Raw genomic sequence first — 19,529 nt, 5'->3', positions numbered from 1 at the left:
TACCGCTTCAGGCCTCTACAACATCTGGAGCACTGATACCAACGGCAACTACATTAAAGACCTGCTCTCGGGAGCAAACCCAACCAACACATCCCTGCAAGCCTTTGAGACTGTTTTCCACCAAGACCTCAATGGCGACGGAACGATTGGCTCGATTACCACGACCCCGATTACCGCGGCTACGATTAGCACGACTACGATGAGCACGACTGGCACGGCTGGAACTGTAGCAAAAACCATCGACGCTTCTGGCTCGACCAGCTTTTTACAGGTGGGAGATAACTTTCTTCTGGCCCCAGTGGGCAGCGATAGCGGCCCCGTGCTCAAATTTCATGGCGCCAACCTTACCGTCGGCCAGGTTGCCAGCTGGACACCCGTCGGCGCGGAAGCAGTGTCAGGTGGCTACGATGCGGCTTGGAAGAATACCGCTTCAGGCCTCTACAACATCTGGAGCACGGATACCAACGGCAACTACATTAAAGACCTGCTCTCGGGAGCAAACTCAACCAGCACATCCCTGCAAGCCTTTGAGACTGTTTTCCACCAAGACCTCAATGGCGACGGAACAATTGGGGTTCCGATTTCGAACATCATTGCCACGCATTCCGCGGCGGGAATATTGATAGCATGAGGTCCATCGTCGGAAACGTTTTCTTTCGTCCCTGCACATCGGGGAAAGCCGCAACGATTAACTGTTGCCGGCTCGTGAACTGGGTCGTAGACCGCGCCTTCTTGTCAGCGCTCGAGTGCTAAGCGGTCAGAGCTTGATAGGCGCTCAATATCGAGGACGTGGGCCAGCGACGTGAACAGCGTCTCGTTCAACAGCTCATCCCGCTGGCGACCGTGGAAGCTCTCGATGAAGGCGTTCTGCATGGGTTTGTCGGGAGCGATATAGTGCCGACACGACTCTGGTCGGCCCAGAATGACGTTGCTGGTCAGTCAAAACACATGACTGTCGTGAGTGATCGCATACAGAGACGCCAGCAATTTTGCAGAGATACAGAGACAAGTCCTCGGGATCATTTGAATGAAAGGCTGGGGCGCTCAACAAAATGCCAGCTCAACCAGGCGCCCGCACCGGCTATTACCGTCGTCAACCCAATCAAGAGCATTGGCGTGATTCCAGGGATGTACATGATAGCAAGGTTTTGCACGGGCCATGCATATAGATAGAGTCCATAAGACAAGTCGTTCTTTTCATTGTTGATCTGATTAAGGCGAGGAGTGTCCTCCAAGGAGGCAAACCAAAAAATCAAATAACCGCCCAGGATCGGAGTGAGGATCTCTTCCAGCTGCTTGTAGGTCATAGCAAGCAACAATATCGGCGCGACGATTAGCGCTGCTTTCTTTTGGTAGGCAATTCGGTTTCGCAAGACATAGAAGGCAGTGCCCGTAAGGAATATTGCGGTAAACCGAAGCGTGGCCGAAGGCTGTCCAAAAAGATTCGTAGGCGACCCGAATGGAATTGTCGGCAAGCTGAGAAGCGCCGACGCAACCAAAAGAATAAGGACACTTGGGATCAGAATTTTTGGATTGCACAAGACCGCAAGTGGTCCGAGGACACATACCAAAAGATAACACCTAAATTCATATCCGATCGTCCACATCGATCCATTGAGCTTGGGATACGGCAAAGCGGAAAATGCTTCAGGAAGATATGGCGGCGCCAACATCAGGAGATGCCCCACCTGCTTGACCCACCCGAGGCCTCGCAGCCCTGCCATCTCAGCTCCTGCAAGCGGACCGACGACAACTACACAAATCGCGTAAGCGACCGTGAAGCCCGGATAGATCCGCAGCACACGCTTCCGAAGATATGAAGCGATTGAACTCGAGTTTTCATAGCTTTTGGCTATTAAAAAGCCGCTGACTAAAAAGAAACCATCCACTCCGAGGTCGCCAAGTGAAATGGTGCCAAAAAGGCGCGTCAATGGCTCACGCGAACGATCTCCGTCGATTAGCTCAAACGAGTGCGAGACTAAGACGCAAAACGCAAATAGAAGTCGCAAAAGGCCAAAATTATTTCGGTGATGCCCTGCCAACTGCATGTACAAGTCGTGCCAAACTAAAAGGTGATAATGCTCGGAAGATACGATAGGATCAGTAAAGTCGATCGGATCCGCCTCCCGCAACAACATCTCGCACTTCAATCCTCGCGCCGACGACGAGTCAATGGGCCTGATTTTATGCCGAAATTGCAACCCGGAGTCCAATTTCTAGGAAACAGGCCCGCTTAATGTTGCAAATGTCCGCTCTAAAGCTAACAATCAGGAGACAATTTACGACAGTTGAGTGGCGATGATGGCAACGATCTCAGTGCTGATGGCGACCTATAACGGCGCCAAATTTGTTGAAGAGCAGATCGAGAGCATCCAGAAACAAGCACTTAAACCGGACAAGATCGTGATTTCCGATGATGGATCTTTGGACGATACCGTCGCGATCATCGAGCGCATCCGCCGATCATCTTCCGTCGAGATAATCCTGAGACGACAGCCACAGCGCCTAGGCTACGCTGCCAACTTCTTGTCCCTTATGCGCGAATGCCTAGACGACTTCGTTTTCCTCAGCGACCAGGATGACGTTTGGCTACCGTCTAAGATATCCACCGTCGTGAATGCCTTCAGTGCGACGGGCAAATTACTTCTGACTCACGATCTTACGATCACGACAAGCAATACGAGCCAGGTTCTCATTCCATCATATTTTTCTGCGCTTGCCAGCAGTCGCATTCCCCCTTCCTTCAACCTCAAGGGATGTGCACTGGCCTACCGGAAGGAACTTGTTGACCTCATCGGCTGGCCCTTGCCGGGCGATGAAAAGTCGCATGATGGCTGGCTTTGCCTGATCGCAGCCGTTCTCGGTCTTCAAGGCTTCGTGCAAGAGCCGCTTATCCTTCACCGCATACATGGCGGGAATACATCCGGCCTTATCTTTACGGAACGCTCGCGCCTAAAGAAAATGATACGGGCACTGGATGACGCGATCTGGCCTATTTCTGATCTCGACAGGCTTGTTGCCCATGTGCTCGATCCGGCTGGCCTGGATGGCCTGGAGTCACAGCTAAATCGATTGGCTCATGTTGATTTAGATCGCGTTGAGCTAGCAATCGCTGCGCTCCATCGAAAGAAACGCGTTGTGAATCTGCAGCGAAGCAACGATTATAATGACGCTGGAAAGCGCGTGCTTATTTCGATTTCGCTATTCCTTAAAGGCGACTACTTATCCGCGGGAAATATCAGCGGCCTTCTAGCCGACTTGATAGGGACACGTCCGGCTTCGCTCCCATCGCCCTAGATTCGGACGCCTTAACTGTTCGGCTCGTTGAACTCACACTCCACGCAAGATCGTATCGAGTTCTCTTCAAGGCGGGAAAGAATGCTAAAGGTTTCGATCGCCATGTGCACTTATAATGGCGAAAAATTTCTGCAACATCAATTGGATAGCATTGCTTCCCAGTCGATGCGTCCGCACGAATTGGTCATCTGCGACGACGGCTCAGGAGACGGTTCGATCGAGATCCTGAAGAAGTTTGCCGGTCGCGCTCCATTTACTGTTCGCGTCATACGGAATGAGCAGAACCTAGGCTTCCGCGCTAACTTCATGAAATGCGCAAATCTCTGCGAAGGAGACCTGGTGGCTTTCTCCGATCAGGATGACGTTTGGCACCCCGACAAGCTAGCGAGGCAGGCAGAGTATTTCCGTGATCGTAGCGTGCTACTTTGTGGACACAAGGTCGGCCTCATCAACCAGGAGGGCGAGGAACTAGGAAGTGTTTTCTCACAACTTCCCCCGGGATGCCTTACATATGTTGACGTATGGCCGTTCGCTTTCTGCGTGGGATTCGTACAAGTGATGAGGCGATCGCTGCTCACCCATTCGCATTTTTGGCCGACGTCGATTGATCAAGGCGCACCTGACAAGCCGATGGCTCACGATCAATTCTTCATCTTCCTGGCGCTCGCTCTAGGGAAGGTGATTTTCGATGAAAGCGTTCTAGCAAATTACCGCCAGCACGATTCAAACGCCTATGGTGCCAATGCTTCGAATTCAAACATTAGAAGGAAACTTATGAATCGCTTCGACGAGTTCGACGCCCTTTTTCAGGGCGCGAAAAGCCGCGAAGAGATTCTCCGAGGCCTTGGCCGAAATGATGCGGCTAATAGATATCGCAAATTCGCCGAAATTTCCGAGCAACGTCGGGATATTTACTCCGCTGTCGGGAAGCTCAGCAAAGTTGCCAAGCTTGCGCGATTGTTTATGGCGGGTGGGTACCTTCCGCATAGCCTTTGGCATTTTACTTTGGCCGGCCTTGCACGAGACGCCCTCGAAATCATCCGGTAAGTAATGCGCGAGAGCGAGGTGGCATCAAGAAGTTACAGTGACCGCTCGAAGGCTGCTGGGCGGCATTCATGCAGCAGAACCTCGAAATATCGCATAACCTCACCGGGGAACCCAGAGCGAGGTTGCAGAAACCTGCGTGTTGTTATTGAGTGCACATAGTACCCAGTCAGTCAAAGTGGCAAAAATGACGCCTATCCTAGCGATCTATCAACAGAGCGGCATGCGTGGTGTCGCATGGAGAATGTTCTCCTACTTCTACAAGAATGTTATTCGACCGGTTCTACCCACCAATGGGCACGTGCTGTACGCTGGTATTCCAGTTTCGATCGGATCGTTTCGAAGATTGGGAGATTCTCTAATTACTTCGCGCCTATATATGCCGTTCGACATTCCTGACTACGAATACGGATTAGTCTCGGCGCTAAGAAAGAATGCAAAGGTTGGCGACAAAATTATCGTTGTAGGAGGAGGAGTTGGCGTTACTGCCACTATTGCAGCGCAGCTGGTGGGCAAAGAAGGAGAGGTAACATGTTATGAAGGCAATCTCGCGGGCGTTGATACAGTCCGTCGAACAGCCATACTGAATTGCGTCGCTGATAGGCTAAACATCGTTCACGCGGTCGTTGGTCAGAATATCGGCGTTTACGGATCCGACGTTGCTCGCAATACCATTCCGGCTATCGAACTGCCCGAGTGCGATATTCTTGAGTTGGACTGTGAGGGAGCTGAAGTTCACATCTTGCGCGAAATGCTTATTTGCCCAAGGGCGGTTGCGGTAGAAACTCATGGTTTCTTGGGCGCGCCGACCTCTGAAGTTCGGCAGCTCCTAGAGAGCAAAGGATATACTGTCGAGGACCTAGGGTGGGCTGAGCCCCGACTAGAAGCGGCTTGTGCAAAAAACGACATACGTGTCCTGGTAGGTGTTTCTTGTAAATAGTTACTTTTAATCTTGCCGACACGCCTTCGCTCAGATGCGCCCGGAACGCAAAATGCTGTTTCGTACTGTTTGCATGTTCTTTGGCTTGCACCAGCCCTAAATTCACAGCGAAGTTGGTTGAACGCGCATGCGCCTTGGGAAGACAATAACCAACCGACAGGCAGTTTTCGGTATCCGCGCGGTAGCCATATTTGCTGCACTGACGGCGACCGCAGCCCCACAGACGCCCCTTACCGCTCAGGTCGCCTCTCACGGGACCCCCCAAACACTGTGGGCGAAAAGACGCGAGGAAAACAGTATTTCGAAAGCAACCGCAGTTCAATCGACGAGCGTGGTGCGTCTTACTAATTCGTGGCCGACGACGTTGTTGAATCAAGGTGACGCGGTCGTCAACACAATCGAGGTTAATGACGCGATCGGAGGACAAAAGATCCGAATTCAAAACAGCAACCACGGTGCCGCCTATCTAACCCCCGACTTCCCAACTGCGGTCAAGGCAGCAATCGCTGCCGTTCCTGGTCTTAATTATGCACAAGTAAATGCGCAGCAAGTCGAGATCACGTTAAGTGCTGGGACATACGGCATCCCAATAAGCCAAAGCGTTACGCTGACAAATATTCCCGAGATTGGTGACGATGCGCCATGGGCGCAAGGAAAGCAGCTTCAGGTCGACTGGATTCTGTCGAGTGTCCCTTCGAATGGAGCTCCCGTCGAAAGCGGCCATGCGGTGACGTCAAAGTGGATCACCTATCCGAGTACAGCTTCTACTGCTCAACGGCAAATGGGAGCCCCCCCAAACCAATCTTCCCCGTCAAATGCGCGTTGGTCGATATTGCGCTCTCTGCCGAGTATCGTTGGCCCTGACAGAGTTACTTTTGAGATTGACCTAACTAACTACGCGCTGACCTCGCCAACTACGATCCGAGTCGGAGTCGACGCCGCAAGTACTGCGGAGGATCCTGACTTTGTCGTTGGATTACACAAGTCGATCGCCAACGCGCTCAAATCTGACATCGCCTATGATCAGCGATCCGGAAATCTTACGTTCGGACCGAAAGCGGTCTTCCCCTTCAAGTTTACGATGACCGCGGGCTCAGTCCAAGCGAACAAGGACTACATTCTCACGATCAGCAATAACGAGGTCGGCGAAATTGATGTCCCTCGAGCAGGAGTGAGACTGGGGACGCTTTCCGTGCCACCCGTATCACCAATGATTGGCGTAAACCAATCGTCTGGAGAATTTGGTGTTGGGGCTCTCAACTTCAAATACGCCTACCCCGGGAGGGACCGTATCGCGTGGGCGGCAGCACAAGGATTCCGGATGATCCGTGTGCCTTTCTTATTTCAAAACATCCAAGCGAGATCTTCCTCAAAATTAAACGAAGCCACGATGCGGCCGTTGGATCAAGTCATGAACGATTGCGCAGCCAATCACGTGATTTGTCTTTTGGAAATGCACAACTACGGCACTTACTATCTTGATGAATCCACTTCTACCGGACTGCCAGGCCAGATTGGAATTTCAAATTCTCGACTTGCCGATCTATGGTCACAGATCGCTGCACGCTACAAAGGCAATTCTTTTGTCTGGTTCGATCTGATGAACGAACCCAACAAGCAGACTGCCCTGGAGTGGGTCAAAAGCAGCAATGCGATCGCAGCCGCAATCCGAGCCACGGGGGCGACCAACAAGATCATCTTTCAAGGTACGGCCTGGGATGGCGCCTGGACATGGGCCTCAAGCGGAAATGCTGAGCACATGCTGAAGGCTTACGATCCGGACAACAATTTCGCGTTTGAGGCGCACCAATATCTCGACGGCGATGGATCAGGGACGTCTCCAACCTGCGTTCCGGGCTCTGGGGCGACCCGCCTCGATCCCTTCACGACGTGGCTTCAAAAATATGGATTCCAAGGCATAATCGGCGAAGTCGGTTGGGCTGCGAATGATGTTTGCACGATCGAAGCAAAAGGTCTCCTCGATCACTGGCGAGCTGCGACCACGTCCTCGGGAGGTGGCGGTTATATTGGACTTACCTATTGGGCCAACGGCCCGTGGTGGCCGGACAGTTACATGTACCTCGGAGAGCCACGGCCGTTCCCTAACGGACCAGAACCAGTTCAGCTTCGTACGCTCAAGGAGTACGTGCCGCGATAGCGTTCAGAAGCTCTGAGAGGCGTTGGACTAACGCAACAGACCGAGCTGCGAAACAAATAGCTTTGGGGGGTCGGTTCATCGGCTGGAGCGGCCTCCCTCTAAGGCAGCGCTAATACCAATGTGGTCAGTTTAACCTTCGCAAAAGGCCAGATCCGCGGTGGCGGACCGAAGTTAAGCCTAACACGATGCTTCTGCTGCAGATTTTCCTGCGCATGCTATGAGAGGTCTCATATTCAAGACCAATCGCTGCAGGTTTTTCCGTGGCCAATGATGAACTCGACCAAGCGCCCGTTCGTATGCCTTATCCCGGGGTGTACGAGCGCCAGCCATGGACGCGTCGCGTTTACGTTGGTACAGCATTGCTCGCCGGCCTGACCTGCTTGGGTGCAACCGCCATCGGCCTTTTGCGGTTTTGGCATTTCGCTTGTGTCCCATAGCACCTCGCGCAGCAACCGAAGGCTGTTAACGTTAGTGCTCCGCCCCTCTTTCATGGCCGCTTCGGAGCCTGTATTAGCGGTGGGTACTATTAGCGAGGAGCTCGTGAATTCGAGACAATGCCGTCTCTTTTCCGGACTTAGCTTCGTTCGTTTGTATGGCGTGTACGGATCCAAGTCAGCAGGATGAACCCGCCTCCCCACTGGTCGCGACGCTTCGATGAGCCAATCAGGCTGTCTGATGGGAGCCAGATTGAAACGCTGCGCGATGCACTAAAGTGGCTGATCAATCGAACACCGAAATCCGAGTACGGAACGCCCGATATCGCTGCCGCGGCACGCACAATAAAGGACGCCGCCGAAAAGAACGGCTCGATGTACATGGTTACATCCGAGATCAGACGGCTCGCCGCCCGCCAAGAAGCAGCCTTCATGGTTCCAAAACCTGAAGTCGCAGTTCAAAGCCCCTTACCGGTTGGAGTTCAAAGCCCCTTACCGGTTATTGTGAAGGGGCAGGATTTGCGATCAAACTCACCCCCTCGTAGGGTCCCTAACTTGGGTTTCGGGCGCTTTCTTCACGATCAAAGGTCGCTTTGGCGCAGGCGTCTACGGGCTCCTGCCACCCCGAAGAACAAAGAGCCTTCTCTCACAGATCCAGCTGTGCTCGAGCTTTTAACGAAGCTTCGCGACGCTGGCGGAACTTTGTATTGGAAGGAGACTCGACAGCCCGCACTGGTGGGACTGGAACAAGCGTTGCAGCTCGGCTTGATTGTCCGGCTGAGCGGTCCTTCACATGAAGGCGTCACTCTCACCAGACGGGGAAGAACGGCAATCGGGATTGGGCGCACCTTATCGTTCTCGGGGTGGGTCGCGCTTAGAGTGTCTCAACTCCAGGAAAAGCCATTCTCGATCGCGAACCTTTATCGGCTCCCGCGAGATGCACTCGTGCTCGATTCCCTCCCCCCTTTTCAAAAACTAATAAGCGTCATTCTGGACCCTTATCGAAAACTGATCCAGCGGTTACCACTGCGTCGCTTTCGAAAACACCGCAACACCACCGTACGGACAATCAGTGAGAACGGCACGCATCAGCGACCTGACCAGCCGGACCGTTCCTGACCCTAGCGTTCCACCAACCTATTGGCTTCATCGCGTCCCGGATAATTTTGCGTCAGCGTTTCTTCGACCATCTTTCGCCCTTTCAGGGGCTCACCCGTTGCGATCAGAACGGCTCCATAGTGAAACTTCAACAACGGATCTGAAGACTGTTCGATATTTGCTTGGCCAAGCAGATCCTTTGCTTTCTGATAGTCGCCCAGACGATAGCTCAGCCAGGCAATGGTATCGACGATCGCCTGGTTCTTCACAGTGGCATTCTTTTCGACGAGATCTCGCGCCTGCCGCAGCATCTCAAGATCTTTCGGTCGCCGGTCGACCAGCAAATTCGCAAACTCATTAGCCCCGACGATCGACCTCGGGTTCACTCGCAATAGCTCGCGATAAGTTTCGATTGCTTCGTCGACCTGCCCCGCCGATCTCTGGATCTGAGCTCGCGCAAACAGCAATGGTTCATTTGGAGCGTCAGCATCCAGCCCTCGTTGCAAAAAAGCCAAAGCGTCGTTGATTTGGTTTCTTCGGGCAAGCGCCTGTGCCTGTTGCACATAGGGCGCCACCGACCTTGGATTCTGTGCGATTGCTTCTGCTACGAGGGCGTCAGCTTGTTTCGGCTGATGCGAGCTATCATAGAGTTGCGCCAATAGAAGCTTATAGCCAGGCTGATCGCCCTGCGAAATTCTCTGTTGCATTCTCGTGAACTCATCCAGAGCAGAAACGGCTTGCCCAGCCAATATGGACGCACGAACGAATGATTGGGCTGCATTTCCATCGAATGCCGGGCTCTCCCCCCAAAAAATCAGGCGACCATAGCGTTCGGAGGCGGCGGGGTAATCCTTGAGCGCCTCTTTGATTTCGGCATCCAAACGAATTGCTATCCGCTCGGAGCCCGGGAGCGAACGAGCATTAATCATCTGCGTTGCTGCCGTGGTCCAATCTTTGCCTGCAACCGCAACCCGCACTCTCAGCGCTCGTGCCTCGAGGGAATCTGGATTTCGTCCCAAAAAATCATCGACGGCCCGGCTAGCGGCCAAGAAGTCGCCAAAGCCTGCCGCAACATCCACGATCCGCGCGACCAGCGCGAGGTCGGTTGGTCGAAGCACCATGACGCGACGAAGCGCCGCAATAGAATCCTTGTATCGCGCTTCCGCCAGATAGGCATCGGTCAACAACAGGTAAGCATTCGCATTGCCCGGCTGATGTGCTGCGAGCGTTAGAAAGTCCTGGACTGCTGAGCTCGAATCAAAAGTCTTCAGCTTCAGCTGCCCACGAACAGCAAGAATCTCATCATCTTCGGGCTTGGTCTTCGACAAGGCATCAAGGATGGCTTGAGCGGCCGGCAGTTCTTCATGGCCCAGCAAAAGACGGGCAAGAGCTAATTGGGCTGAGGTTTTCGCAGACTCTGACCCCACTCGCTTGATCGTGTCTTGAAGAGTTTGCTTAGCAGCTTGGTACTGACCGCTTTTGTTATAATGATCGGCCAGGGCAATGTCATAGATCGCCATTTGCGGCGCTCGCTTGGTCGACGATATAAGCTCTTCTTCTACGGAAGCTGCGGTTCGATGTCGCTCCAGAAATGAGATCAGTTGCAGGCGCATGTCCACACTGTCAGGAGCGGCAGCGACCCCATCACGAAGAACCTGTTCACCTTGATCGACTCCCGAGCTCTTTACAATCAGCTCAGCGAGCCCGCTCCGATATTCGGGCGCAGTTGGATCAGCATCGACAAGCGCCCGATATATTTCGATAGCGCTTTCGAAACGCTGCTGTTCCGAGAAAGCGTCAGCCTTCAAAATCAGGAGCGCTCTATCCGACCGATCCTTGGATAGGCCAGCGTCGATCTTAGCCAGCGCTCCAGATAGGTCCCTGCGTCGCAGCGCCTGCTCCGCAAGAACTGCGTTCGCGACCACATCATTGCGATCCTCAGTCAGGACCGCCTCGGCATCTGCGCGCGCTTTACTGAAATCACCCTGACGCTGCGCCAGAAGGGCGCGATAGGACCTCATTGCTCGATCGCTCGGCCGATCCGCAAGACATTTTGCGATCCACTCTGAAGCCAGGTCGTAGGAGCGCGCTCTAAGCAATAGTGCCGCAGCGGCCAGACGAGCCTTGCTCGTTCCCGGCCCTGCAGCATCCGCCTTCACGTATTCATTGAGCGCCTTCTGAAGGTCGTTCTGTCGTTCTGCAATTTGAGCTGCCAAAAAATGAGCTTCACTCATTCCGGCATCGGCTTTGAGGGCTGTTTCTACTTCGGTCTTGGCAGCGTCAACATTCCCAGCTCCGAACTGCTTGCTCGCGTTCTCGAGGGCGGCAGTCGCACTTTTGGGATCTGCAGGTTTACCACAGCATGACAAAGAAATAAGCACACCGCAAAGGAGCCAACGTCGCATTGAAGTCCTATAGATCTCTCGGAGAAACCGGTTGAGCTGGTCGCAGAAGCCACCTAATACTACACTGCCTTGTCATTTGAGGCGATATCGCTTTGCAAGCCCTTTGATTTCTAGCGCTCGAGTGATATCGAAAAGGGACGATTTCGACAAAACCGATCACGAGGCCTGTCACAGGGTTTAGCCGGCTGATCATGGAAGCAATTCATCACGAAGGCACTGACGGCCAAAACTTTGGTGGTCTGCTCGCACTCTGCGTCGGGGCCGTCTTGCTAGCAGGCGCATGGCCTTCACTTTCGCCTCTGTTCGCTGTATGGAGCCAAGAAGAGTATAGTCACGCGTGGTTTATCTTGCCACTCGGCTCGTTCGTCTTTCTGGATCGCCTCCGGAATGTATCTCGGTGCGGGTCGCAAAAACCGGGAATCGCGATCATCGTCTCGTCGCTTGGTTTAGCGGCGTTTGGCTGGGCAACCGGCAGTTACACAGCAGCCCTTTACGCCGCTTTGACTAGTCTCATTGGATTCGTCTGGGCTTCGTTTGGCACGCAATCAATGAAGCGGCTAGCGGCTCCGCTGCTCTATCTTTTTTTCATGGTCCCGGTTCCGGTCGCGCTGTACATCTCCATCTCAGCCGACATGCAGCTTCTCTCTTCGAAACTCGGGATGGCTCTCATCTCACTCTCCGGGATTCCCGGCTTTCTCGACGGAAATATCATTGTTCTGCCGTCTGCGAGACTAGAGGTGGCGGAAGCCTGCAGTGGACTGCGCTATTTGTTTCCGCTGATTAGCTTCGCATTTTTTCTTTCAATGCTGATTGAGGATCGATTCTGGAAAAAAGCCATTCTTCTCTTTTCCAGCATCCCGATTGCAATCATCCTGAATGCAATTCGGATCGCGATGATTGCGATACTTCTGGAGCAACTTGGTATCGATACGACCGGCGGCACATCTCACGCACTCGAGGGGTTTGCGGTATTCTTGATGTGCTTGATCGTTCTGTTCCTCGAAGTCTGGATTTTATTTCGGCTGGGGCCGCATCGAGGCCGCTTCGTTAGCATTAGTACCTCTGGACTGGTCAGAGGCGTTCATCAACTGTTTTCCTGGCCAGTTCACCGGGCGTCGCTCGTTGCAGGGACGCTGCTAGTTTCGGGAACCCTCTCGTTGGCGGCTATCCCTGCTCGTTCCGAAATTATCCCGGAACGTCGGCCATTCGTGATTTTTCCAATGCAGTTGGCCGGATGGCGCGGCGCGGCCAAGCCACTCGACCGTGAATTCCAAAATGCTCTCAGCGCGACCGACTATTTGCTCGCAGATTACACGTCGAGCGAAGGAGATACCGCGCCTCTAAACTTCTACATTGCTTACTATGCTTCGCAGAGGGGCGGCGTCCACGCCCATAGCCCTCAACTATGCATACCGGGGGGCGGCTGGAATATCATAAATCACTCGATTGTCTCCATGTCCCTCAGCGAGGATCGTTCGATTCGAGTCAATCGCATCGTGATCGAAAAGCAGGGAATTAGGCAGATCGTTTATTATTGGTTTGAGGAGCGCGGCCGCCAGATCGCGGAAGAATCCCAGCTTAAGTACTACGCCCTTCGCGATATGTTGCTCGATGACCGGTCGGACGGCGCCCTGGTTCGGGTCGTAGCACCTCTTGATGGCGGCGGCGAACATGCCGCGGATTTGAGAGCGGCACAGCTAATTGCCCAGACCATGAGCGTAATGCCTGCATTTGTCCCCGGTCGAATGCCTTAATTTAGCCACCTGCCGTATGCCCCTAAATCACTGAATCAACATTGGATTCTCGCGTCCCCCAATGGTTAAAAAACGAGCTTCTGTTTAGAGAGTGTTTAGGTTACAATCGATTAATGATTTGCTGCTGACTCGTTTAACGGTTGTAGGAGTGGAGACAATGCGGGCTCTCAATAGAATTCTTGCCGCCCTCGCGATCACGATCGTGTCTGCGGGTGCCGCCTCTGCCGCAACTTTGAGTGAAGAATTCGTATTCTCATACACGACCGCACCAGGCGGTTCCTTTACCTTGTCAAATCTCTCTGTGACTAACGGGGGTGGGAATCTGTTGGTCAGCCTTTTGCCTTTCACCACGGCACTCGGCGGTACCTTGACCGGATCAGGAAGCCTCAGTGAGGTTATTTCGATCAACACGAGCTTTACGACAGCCTCAACTTTCAACATATCCAACACGGTTGGCGGTTTTCCGACTGTGACCCTGTCTCTTTCGCCCGTTCCCTTGCCGGCGTCATCCTACCTGTTTGGGCTAGCCTTGATCAGCTTTGCTGGCGTTCTAATCGCACGGCGCAAGCCCAAGGTCCTGGCATTCAATAGCTAAGGTTGACATCTGTCTGTCTTCCTGAGGGCAGATCCCCATCAACACTGCACGGTGCGTATTTGGGGATACCGCCCTCTGACTCCGTTGCTCGAATCGTGGTCGAACAAGACAGCTGCAATTAACCCATGCTGGCGAGTTCCCGGACATAGTGAGCGTAGTCACTTTTCCCTAGGTCGACTCCGAGTCCTAGCAATTCGTCCCGCGTTATATAGCCTTGATTGAACGCGATTTCTTCGGGACAAGCTATTCGAAAGCCCTGTCGCCGTTGTATGGTGGCAACAAACTCAGTCGCTTCAAGAAGGCTAGCGGGAGTGCCCGTGTCCAACCACGCGAAGCCGCGTCCCATTCGCTCGACAGTGAGTTGGCGCCTCTCTAGGTAGATGCGATTGAGGTCCGTGATCTCAAGCTCGCCCCGCGGGGATGGGTGAATAGTCGCAGCAAGATCGCAAACTTCGTGGTCGTAGAAGTACAACCCCGTCACCGCGAAGTTTGACTTGGGCTGCGCCGGCTTTTCTTCAATTGCAGTAGCACGGTCGTGTTCATCAAATGAAACCACGCCATACCGTTCGGGGTCCGAAACGTGATATGCGAAAACCGTTGCGCCAATCGCGCGCTTAGCCGCATTAGTCAGCAAATCGGGCAGGCCGTGTCCGTAGAAAATATTATCGCCGAGGATTAGCGCAGAAGGATTCCCCTGAACAAATTTGGCACCAATGATGAAGGCCTGCGCCAAGCCTTCCGGTTTCGGTTGCACCGCGTATGAAAGTGAAAGCCCCCAGCGGTTTCCGTCACCGAGCAGCGATTGAAAGAGCGGTGTATCCTGCGGGGTTGAGATGATCAGTATTTCCCGAATGCCAGCAAGCATTAGCGTGGTCAGCGGATAGTAGATCATCGGCTTGTCATAGACCGGCATGAGCTGCTTGGAGGTCACGAGCGTCATCGGATAGAGACGCGTTCCACTCCCACCCGCCAAAATGATGCCTTTCAAGGTCACTCTCCGATTCAAGCTGTTAGCAAGCGTTGCAGACAATCCGACAGCGACCCATCCAGCGGCGGCAAACGAATGCCGAATAGATCTGCTAGCTTTGCACTCGAAAGCCGGGAATTGGCTGGTCTCACCGCCGGCGTTGGATATTCAGATGTGGTGATAGGCTTAATCGGGACCGAACGCAGACCCCGCTGGGATGCTCCAGAAGAGATACGTTCTGCGAACGCGTACCAGGTTAGCGCGTCAGGACCCGCAAGGTGTGTAATCCCTTCAAATTCGAATCGCCAAGGCCCGCTTCTTATCATCTCAGCGATCGCGATCGTGGCCGTGGCGATATCAGGCGCATAGGTCGGGCACCCAATTTGATCGTTCACTATTCGCAGGTGGTCCCGCTCTGACATTAACCGGAGAATAGTGCGTACAAAGTTTGTGCCAAACGGGGCATAGACCCAAGATGTCCTCAAGATGACATGGTGCGGGTTTGCGGCCGCCACGGCAATTTCGCCCTCCAATTTCGACTGACCATAGACACATTTTGGGCAGGTCGAGTCATTCTCGGAATAGGGCGCCTGCTTTGTGCCGTCGAAAACGTAATCAGTTGAAAAGTGTATAATTGGGATATTTCTGGTTGCGGCAGCGGCCGCGACCGCTTGAGCACCATCCCGATTGATCGCAAAAGCCACATCTGGTTCCAGCTCGGCCTTGTCGACCGCGGTATACGCGGCCGGATTAATGACAACATCGGGTCGAAATTCTGCGAGAGCTTTCTCAATCGATTTGGGGCGAAGCAAATCCACCTCTGGCCGACTTCCCCATCCCAAGACAATTCCAGGCCTGAGCGCTGCGGCTTCCCTCAAGGCACGCGACACCTGGCCCTCGCCGCCAATAACGTAAAGCCGCATTTTTCACCTAGACTTTCAGCAGACCCAGTCTCTCGCCGCTATAAATTCTATCCCGCAGGGGTTCCCACCAATCCGGGCGGTCCAAATACCACCGAACCGTCTTCTCGATTCCGGTCTCGAACGTTTCTTGCGCTCGCCATCCCAGATCTGTTTCCAACTTCGTTGCGTCAATTGCATAACGCTTGTCATGGCCTGGGCGGTCGGAAACGAAGGAAATTAGTTCGTGGCACGATGTCGATGAAGGACGTAAGCGATCCATCCAGGAGCAAATCTGGCGCACCACTTCAATGTTGCTTCGTTCGTTTCGGCCACCTACGTTATAGGTATGTCCCGGCGTTCCCTTCTCGAGGATCATTCCCAGCGCTCGCGCATGGTCTTCGACAAACAGCCAATCCCGGACATTCGATCCGTCCCCGTAGACCGGCAGCGGCTTTCCATCCAATGCGTTGAGGATTACGAGTGGAATAAGTTTTTCGGGAAACTGGTAGGGACCGTAGTTGTTTGAGCAATTGGACACGACGACCGGTAGTCCGTACGTCCTTTGCCATGCTTTAGCCAAATGATCTGAGGCCGCCTTGGTGGCTGAATATGGCGAACTCGGATCGTAAGGCGTCGTCTCCGCAAACAAACCATCTTCCCCAAGGGAACCATAGACTTCATCTGTTGAGACATGAAGAAAGCGAAATTGATCAAAAGGCTTGCGAGTCCCGGCGAGATATTTGCGCGCGGCCTCAAGCAAAGTGAACGTGCCCAGAACGTTTGTCTTTACGAAGACATCTGATCCTGAAATCGAGCGGTCGACGTGGCTCTCTGCCGCTAGGTGGATGACGGCGTCAGGGCGATACTGCATAAACACTTCGTCGACCGCGCTTGCGTCGCAAATATCTTGTTTCTCGAACGCGTATTTGCCGTCGTTCGCAACTGGCTCAAGCGAATGAAGATTTCCCGCATAAGTCAGCTTATCCAAAACAAGCACTTCGTGACCTAGATCGAGCACGAAATGACGACATACCGTTGAACCGATGAAGCCCGCGCCGCCAGTAATGAGTATCCGCATCTCGATCTCGCTAGCCGACAAATTGAAAAACTGGAACAGACTCGGATAGACGGGGGTAGCTCCTATCCTTTTCTGACAGGACCAAGCAATCGGACGGAGCGCGCCAATCAATCTTCAAATCCGGATCGTTCCACGCAATGCCTCCCTCCGAATTTGGCGCGTAGTAGGCAGTTGTCTTGTACATGACCTCGCAGTCTTCCTCCAAAGTGACGTAGCCGTGCGCAAAACCAGGGGGAACCCACAATTGATGCCAATTCTTTGCAGAGAGCTCCACGGAAACGTGACGACCGTAGGTGGGAGAGCCCTGCCGAATGTCAACGCACACATCCAGAATGGCCCCGCGCGAGCATCTTACCAGTTTGCCTTGCGCGTGAGGCGGAGCTTGAAAATGTAAACCGCGAAGCACCCACTTCGGAGAGGAGAACGCGTGGTTGTCTTGGATAAACACTACCTTTAGCCCGACGCTGTCGAAGCTGTCGGCTCTGAACGTTTCCGAAAAGAAGCCACGCGCGTCACTGTGCTTCGTTGGGGTCACCAACAAGACGTCTGCGATTCCCAGCGGTTTCATCTTCATAGCTCTATTCTCGCAAGGTTATTGCCTTTTCTTGGGCCACCTAGAATATCGCCTCGCAGGGACATTCCGTCAATGACGTCAATCTTTCTCAGAGTTGCGGCATCAGCCACGGGGGCGGAAATTGCCCACGATACCGACATGTAGATTAGAATATGATCACACTACGATAAGATTGAGGAGTTGCAGGCGGCGCCCTACCGTCGTAAGAGATTGGCGCGGTTCTTGTTCGTTGCTTCGCTGCAAGGCGCCGACGCGTATCCGCCCTATTGTCCCTTTAATCGGTTGAACCGAGCGCTTGCGTTTGTTATACGCGAACGCGACAGGATGCTGCGCTCTCATTTCTCACCTCAGTTTGTACAGGTCGCAGCGTTGAAATTGGCTCTATCAGTACTTAACCGATCACATGCGTAGCGGTACACTCAAGACGAACTTTGCGATCAACGTCATTGGCGCCATGGTGCCTCTCGCGATTTCCTTGGTGACCGTTCCTCTTTATGTCCGTCATATCGGAGACGCACGATATGGTGTGCTTTCCATCGTTTGGGTTCTGCTCGGTTATTTTGGATTTCTGGACTTAGGGCTATCTCGCGCTGCCGCTAATGCTTTAGCGAGGCTTCGTGACGCGCCTCACCACGAGCGATCTCGAGTACTGGTCACGACACTAGTGTTGAACCTCGCCCTAGGCGCGATTGGTAGCTTATGTCTTGCAGTATTCGGCGGCTATTTGTTGCAACATGTCCTGGCCGTCCCGGAAGAGCTTAAGCCAGAGATCGCCCAGGCCTTTCCTTGGATCGTCGCGCTTTTTCCGCTGGCACTCGTGTCGGGCGTCGGCATAGGAACTCTCGAGTCTCGAGAGCGGTTCCTCTTGGCAAATCTACTTCAGGTCTGCGGCGGCAGTTTGGGTCAGGTCGTGCCGGTGATGGTTGCAATTTTTGTCGGACCATCCCTACCAGTTGTTATTCCCACTGCTGTAGCGGTGCGTGCGCTCACAGTCTTCGTCATCATAATTGCGGTCTATCGGGAGGAGGGCCCGCTATCGCTCCGCTCGTTTGATAAACAAAGAGCAAGAGAGCTGCTCAACTATGGGGGCTGGATAAGTGTTTCTGGCGTTGTTGCTCCAATTCTAACCTCGGCCGACCAATTCTTGATCGGTTCAATATTGGGCGTCGCATCTGTCACTCATTACTCTGTGCCGATGAATCTCATTCTGCGGAGTCAAGTTTTTGCTGGCGCACTGTCGCGCACGCTGTTTCCACGCCTGTCGAGCGTAAGCTCGGACGAGGCGGTCCGCTTAGCGTCTCGATCATTGCTGTCTCTTGCACATGGTTATGCCGCCATTTGCGCACCTGCAATTATACTTACGCCAGTTTTTTTAAGATTTTGGATTGGCCCCGACTTTGCTTCTGTCGCGACGCCGGTGGCTCAAATCCTGTTCTTCGGGGCCTGGATCAATGGCCTTGCATTCGTACCGTTCGGATTGCTGCAGAGCCAAGGCCGCCCTGATGTCACGGGGAAGTTCCATGTCCTGGAGCTGGTCCCCTTTATCCTTGTACTATGGGCGTTGACCTCCCTATTTGGCATCAAAGGCGCCGCTGTCGCATGGAGTATGCGGTGTGCTGCTGATGCCGCCTGTTTGCTATGGATCGCTCGAATACCGAAGTATATCCTACTTCGAATGGCCCTTCCTTTCCCGCTGCTAGTGGGAGCCGCAATCGTTTCGACGATAACTGAGTCGAATGTTTTGGCGGCTTTCTTTTGCGCTACGGTCGTCGGCGGAATAGCAACAACCGCCGCGCTTCTGATGGCTGACGACTTGAGATCTCTCTTCCAACTTACCATTGGAAGGGCCATTCGCCCCTTCAAACGAATCTTCAACCCTCTTTAAGATTGCCCTGTCGGTCTAATGATGTGAATCAAACTTCGATTTACAGAAAACTTCCTGACGAATTGCGTGTCGGCCCAAAGTTCAATTGAACCTAGCTGCCCGTAACGAGCTTCAGGGCGACGTCGGCCCCCCCCGAGGTGCTCTGTTTTTCACGGATACTCGCCTTTGACGAGCTCATGGCATCGTCGGATGTATAAGTCTTGAGGCTAACTGAAAATTTGAACCCCGACCATCGCCGTCGCTCTAAGTCTAGAGCCACGCAACGGAGCGTTTTCGTAAAATGGCGGCTGCCAAGATGTTGGCGGCTCATGACTCCACCGAGTATATCACTTCAAGCAACCCAGCGATCAGCACTTCACAAGAAACTGCGCGAGATCGTTAGCTTTAACGACGATAAG

The 19,529-nt window shown here is 53.4% G+C and carries 14 protein-coding genes and 2 pseudogenes; 8 read left to right on the top strand and 8 right to left on the bottom strand.

Features of this window, described 5'->3' with window-relative positions; genetic code table 11:
* Window positions 1–631: pseudogene (locus AC0L3S_RS33600) on the top strand (Ig-like domain-containing protein); the annotation flags it as partial.
* A 158-nt stretch (window positions 632–789) separates the two neighbouring features.
* Here AC0L3S_RS33600 and AC0L3S_RS33595 read toward each other — a convergent pair.
* Together AC0L3S_RS33595 and AC0L3S_RS33590 are read right to left on the bottom strand one after the other, a co-directional pair.
* A pseudogene (locus tag AC0L3S_RS33595) lies at window positions 790–936 on the bottom strand (integrase core domain-containing protein); the annotation flags it as partial.
* A gap of 83 nt (window positions 937–1,019) precedes the next feature.
* Complete coding sequence (locus AC0L3S_RS33590) at window positions 1,020–2,138, bottom strand: acyltransferase family protein (RefSeq protein ID WP_473284024.1); 1,119 nt, start codon at window positions 2,136–2,138, stop codon at window positions 1,020–1,022.
* Window positions 2,139–2,298: 160 nt separating this feature from the next.
* On the opposite strand from AC0L3S_RS33590, the gene AC0L3S_RS33585 reads away from it, so the two are divergent.
* The 4 genes from AC0L3S_RS33585 to AC0L3S_RS33570 all read left to right on the top strand — a co-directional run bounded on the left by AC0L3S_RS33585 (window position 2,299) and on the right by AC0L3S_RS33570 (window position 7,439).
* Window positions 2,299–3,297, top strand: coding sequence for a glycosyltransferase (locus AC0L3S_RS33585; protein WP_473284022.1), 999 nt, complete (start codon window positions 2,299–2,301; stop codon window positions 3,295–3,297).
* An 81-nt stretch (window positions 3,298–3,378) separates the two neighbouring features.
* Complete coding sequence (locus AC0L3S_RS33580; RefSeq protein ID WP_473284020.1) at window positions 3,379–4,344, top strand: glycosyltransferase; 966 nt, start codon at window positions 3,379–3,381, stop codon at window positions 4,342–4,344.
* A 184-nt stretch (window positions 4,345–4,528) separates the two neighbouring features.
* The gene (locus tag AC0L3S_RS33575; protein ID WP_473284018.1) at window positions 4,529–5,281 is read left to right on the top strand and encodes a class I SAM-dependent methyltransferase; all 753 of its coding nucleotides are present in this window, start codon (window positions 4,529–4,531) and stop codon (window positions 5,279–5,281) included.
* A gap of 367 nt (window positions 5,282–5,648) precedes the next feature.
* Complete coding sequence (locus tag AC0L3S_RS33570; RefSeq protein WP_473284016.1) at window positions 5,649–7,439, top strand: glycoside hydrolase family 5 protein; 1,791 nt, start codon at window positions 5,649–5,651, stop codon at window positions 7,437–7,439.
* A gap of 574 nt (window positions 7,440–8,013) precedes the next feature.
* Here AC0L3S_RS33570 and AC0L3S_RS33565 read toward each other — a convergent pair.
* Window positions 8,014–8,256: a hypothetical protein gene (locus tag AC0L3S_RS33565; RefSeq protein ID WP_473284014.1), complete on the bottom strand. Its 243-nt coding sequence runs from the start codon at window positions 8,254–8,256 to the stop codon at window positions 8,014–8,016.
* A gap of 738 nt (window positions 8,257–8,994) precedes the next feature.
* On the bottom strand, window positions 8,995–11,376 hold the full coding sequence (locus tag AC0L3S_RS33560; RefSeq protein ID WP_473284012.1) for a tetratricopeptide repeat protein: 2,382 nt from the start codon (window positions 11,374–11,376) through the stop codon (window positions 8,995–8,997).
* Window positions 11,377–11,567: 191 nt separating this feature from the next.
* Between AC0L3S_RS33560 and xrtD the strand changes: the two genes are divergently transcribed.
* Window positions 11,568–13,130, top strand: coding sequence for a VPLPA-CTERM-specific exosortase XrtD (xrtD, locus tag AC0L3S_RS33555; RefSeq protein ID WP_473284010.1), 1,563 nt, complete (start codon window positions 11,568–11,570; stop codon window positions 13,128–13,130).
* Window positions 13,131–13,287: 157 nt separating this feature from the next.
* Window positions 13,288–13,725 (top strand): hypothetical protein, encoded by a 438-nt coding sequence (locus AC0L3S_RS33550; RefSeq protein WP_473284009.1) that lies wholly within the window; start codon window positions 13,288–13,290, stop codon window positions 13,723–13,725.
* A gap of 118 nt (window positions 13,726–13,843) precedes the next feature.
* Here AC0L3S_RS33550 and rfbA read toward each other — a convergent pair whose 3' ends face one another.
* Genes rfbA through rfbC form a run of 4 tightly spaced genes read right to left on the bottom strand, consistent with a single transcriptional unit; the run spans window position 13,844 to window position 17,240 of the window.
* On the bottom strand, window positions 13,844–14,713 hold the full coding sequence (gene rfbA, locus AC0L3S_RS33545) for a glucose-1-phosphate thymidylyltransferase RfbA (RefSeq protein ID WP_473284007.1): 870 nt from the start codon (window positions 14,711–14,713) through the stop codon (window positions 13,844–13,846).
* 14 nt (window positions 14,714–14,727) lie between these two features.
* Window positions 14,728–15,615: a dTDP-4-dehydrorhamnose reductase gene (rfbD, locus tag AC0L3S_RS33540; protein ID WP_473284005.1), complete on the bottom strand. Its 888-nt coding sequence runs from the start codon at window positions 15,613–15,615 to the stop codon at window positions 14,728–14,730.
* Window positions 15,616–15,622: 7 nt separating this feature from the next.
* Window positions 15,623–16,672: a dTDP-glucose 4,6-dehydratase gene (rfbB, locus tag AC0L3S_RS33535; protein WP_473284003.1), complete on the bottom strand. Its 1,050-nt coding sequence runs from the start codon at window positions 16,670–16,672 to the stop codon at window positions 15,623–15,625.
* A gap of 10 nt (window positions 16,673–16,682) precedes the next feature.
* The gene (gene rfbC, locus AC0L3S_RS33530) at window positions 16,683–17,240 is read right to left on the bottom strand and encodes a dTDP-4-dehydrorhamnose 3,5-epimerase (protein ID WP_473284026.1); all 558 of its coding nucleotides are present in this window, start codon (window positions 17,238–17,240) and stop codon (window positions 16,683–16,685) included.
* A 409-nt stretch (window positions 17,241–17,649) separates the two neighbouring features.
* Here rfbC and AC0L3S_RS33525 point away from each other — a divergent pair, with 409 nt between their 5' ends.
* Window positions 17,650–19,131 carry a flippase gene (locus tag AC0L3S_RS33525; protein WP_473284001.1) on the top strand — a complete coding sequence of 494 codons (1,482 nt, stop codon included), beginning with the start codon at window positions 17,650–17,652 and terminating at the stop codon, window positions 19,129–19,131.
* Window positions 19,132–19,529: the final 398 nt, after the last annotated feature.

This window comes from Bradyrhizobium sp. Ken01, assembly GCF_055807355.1.
This window is presented reverse-complemented; position numbering and strand designations above follow the sequence as displayed.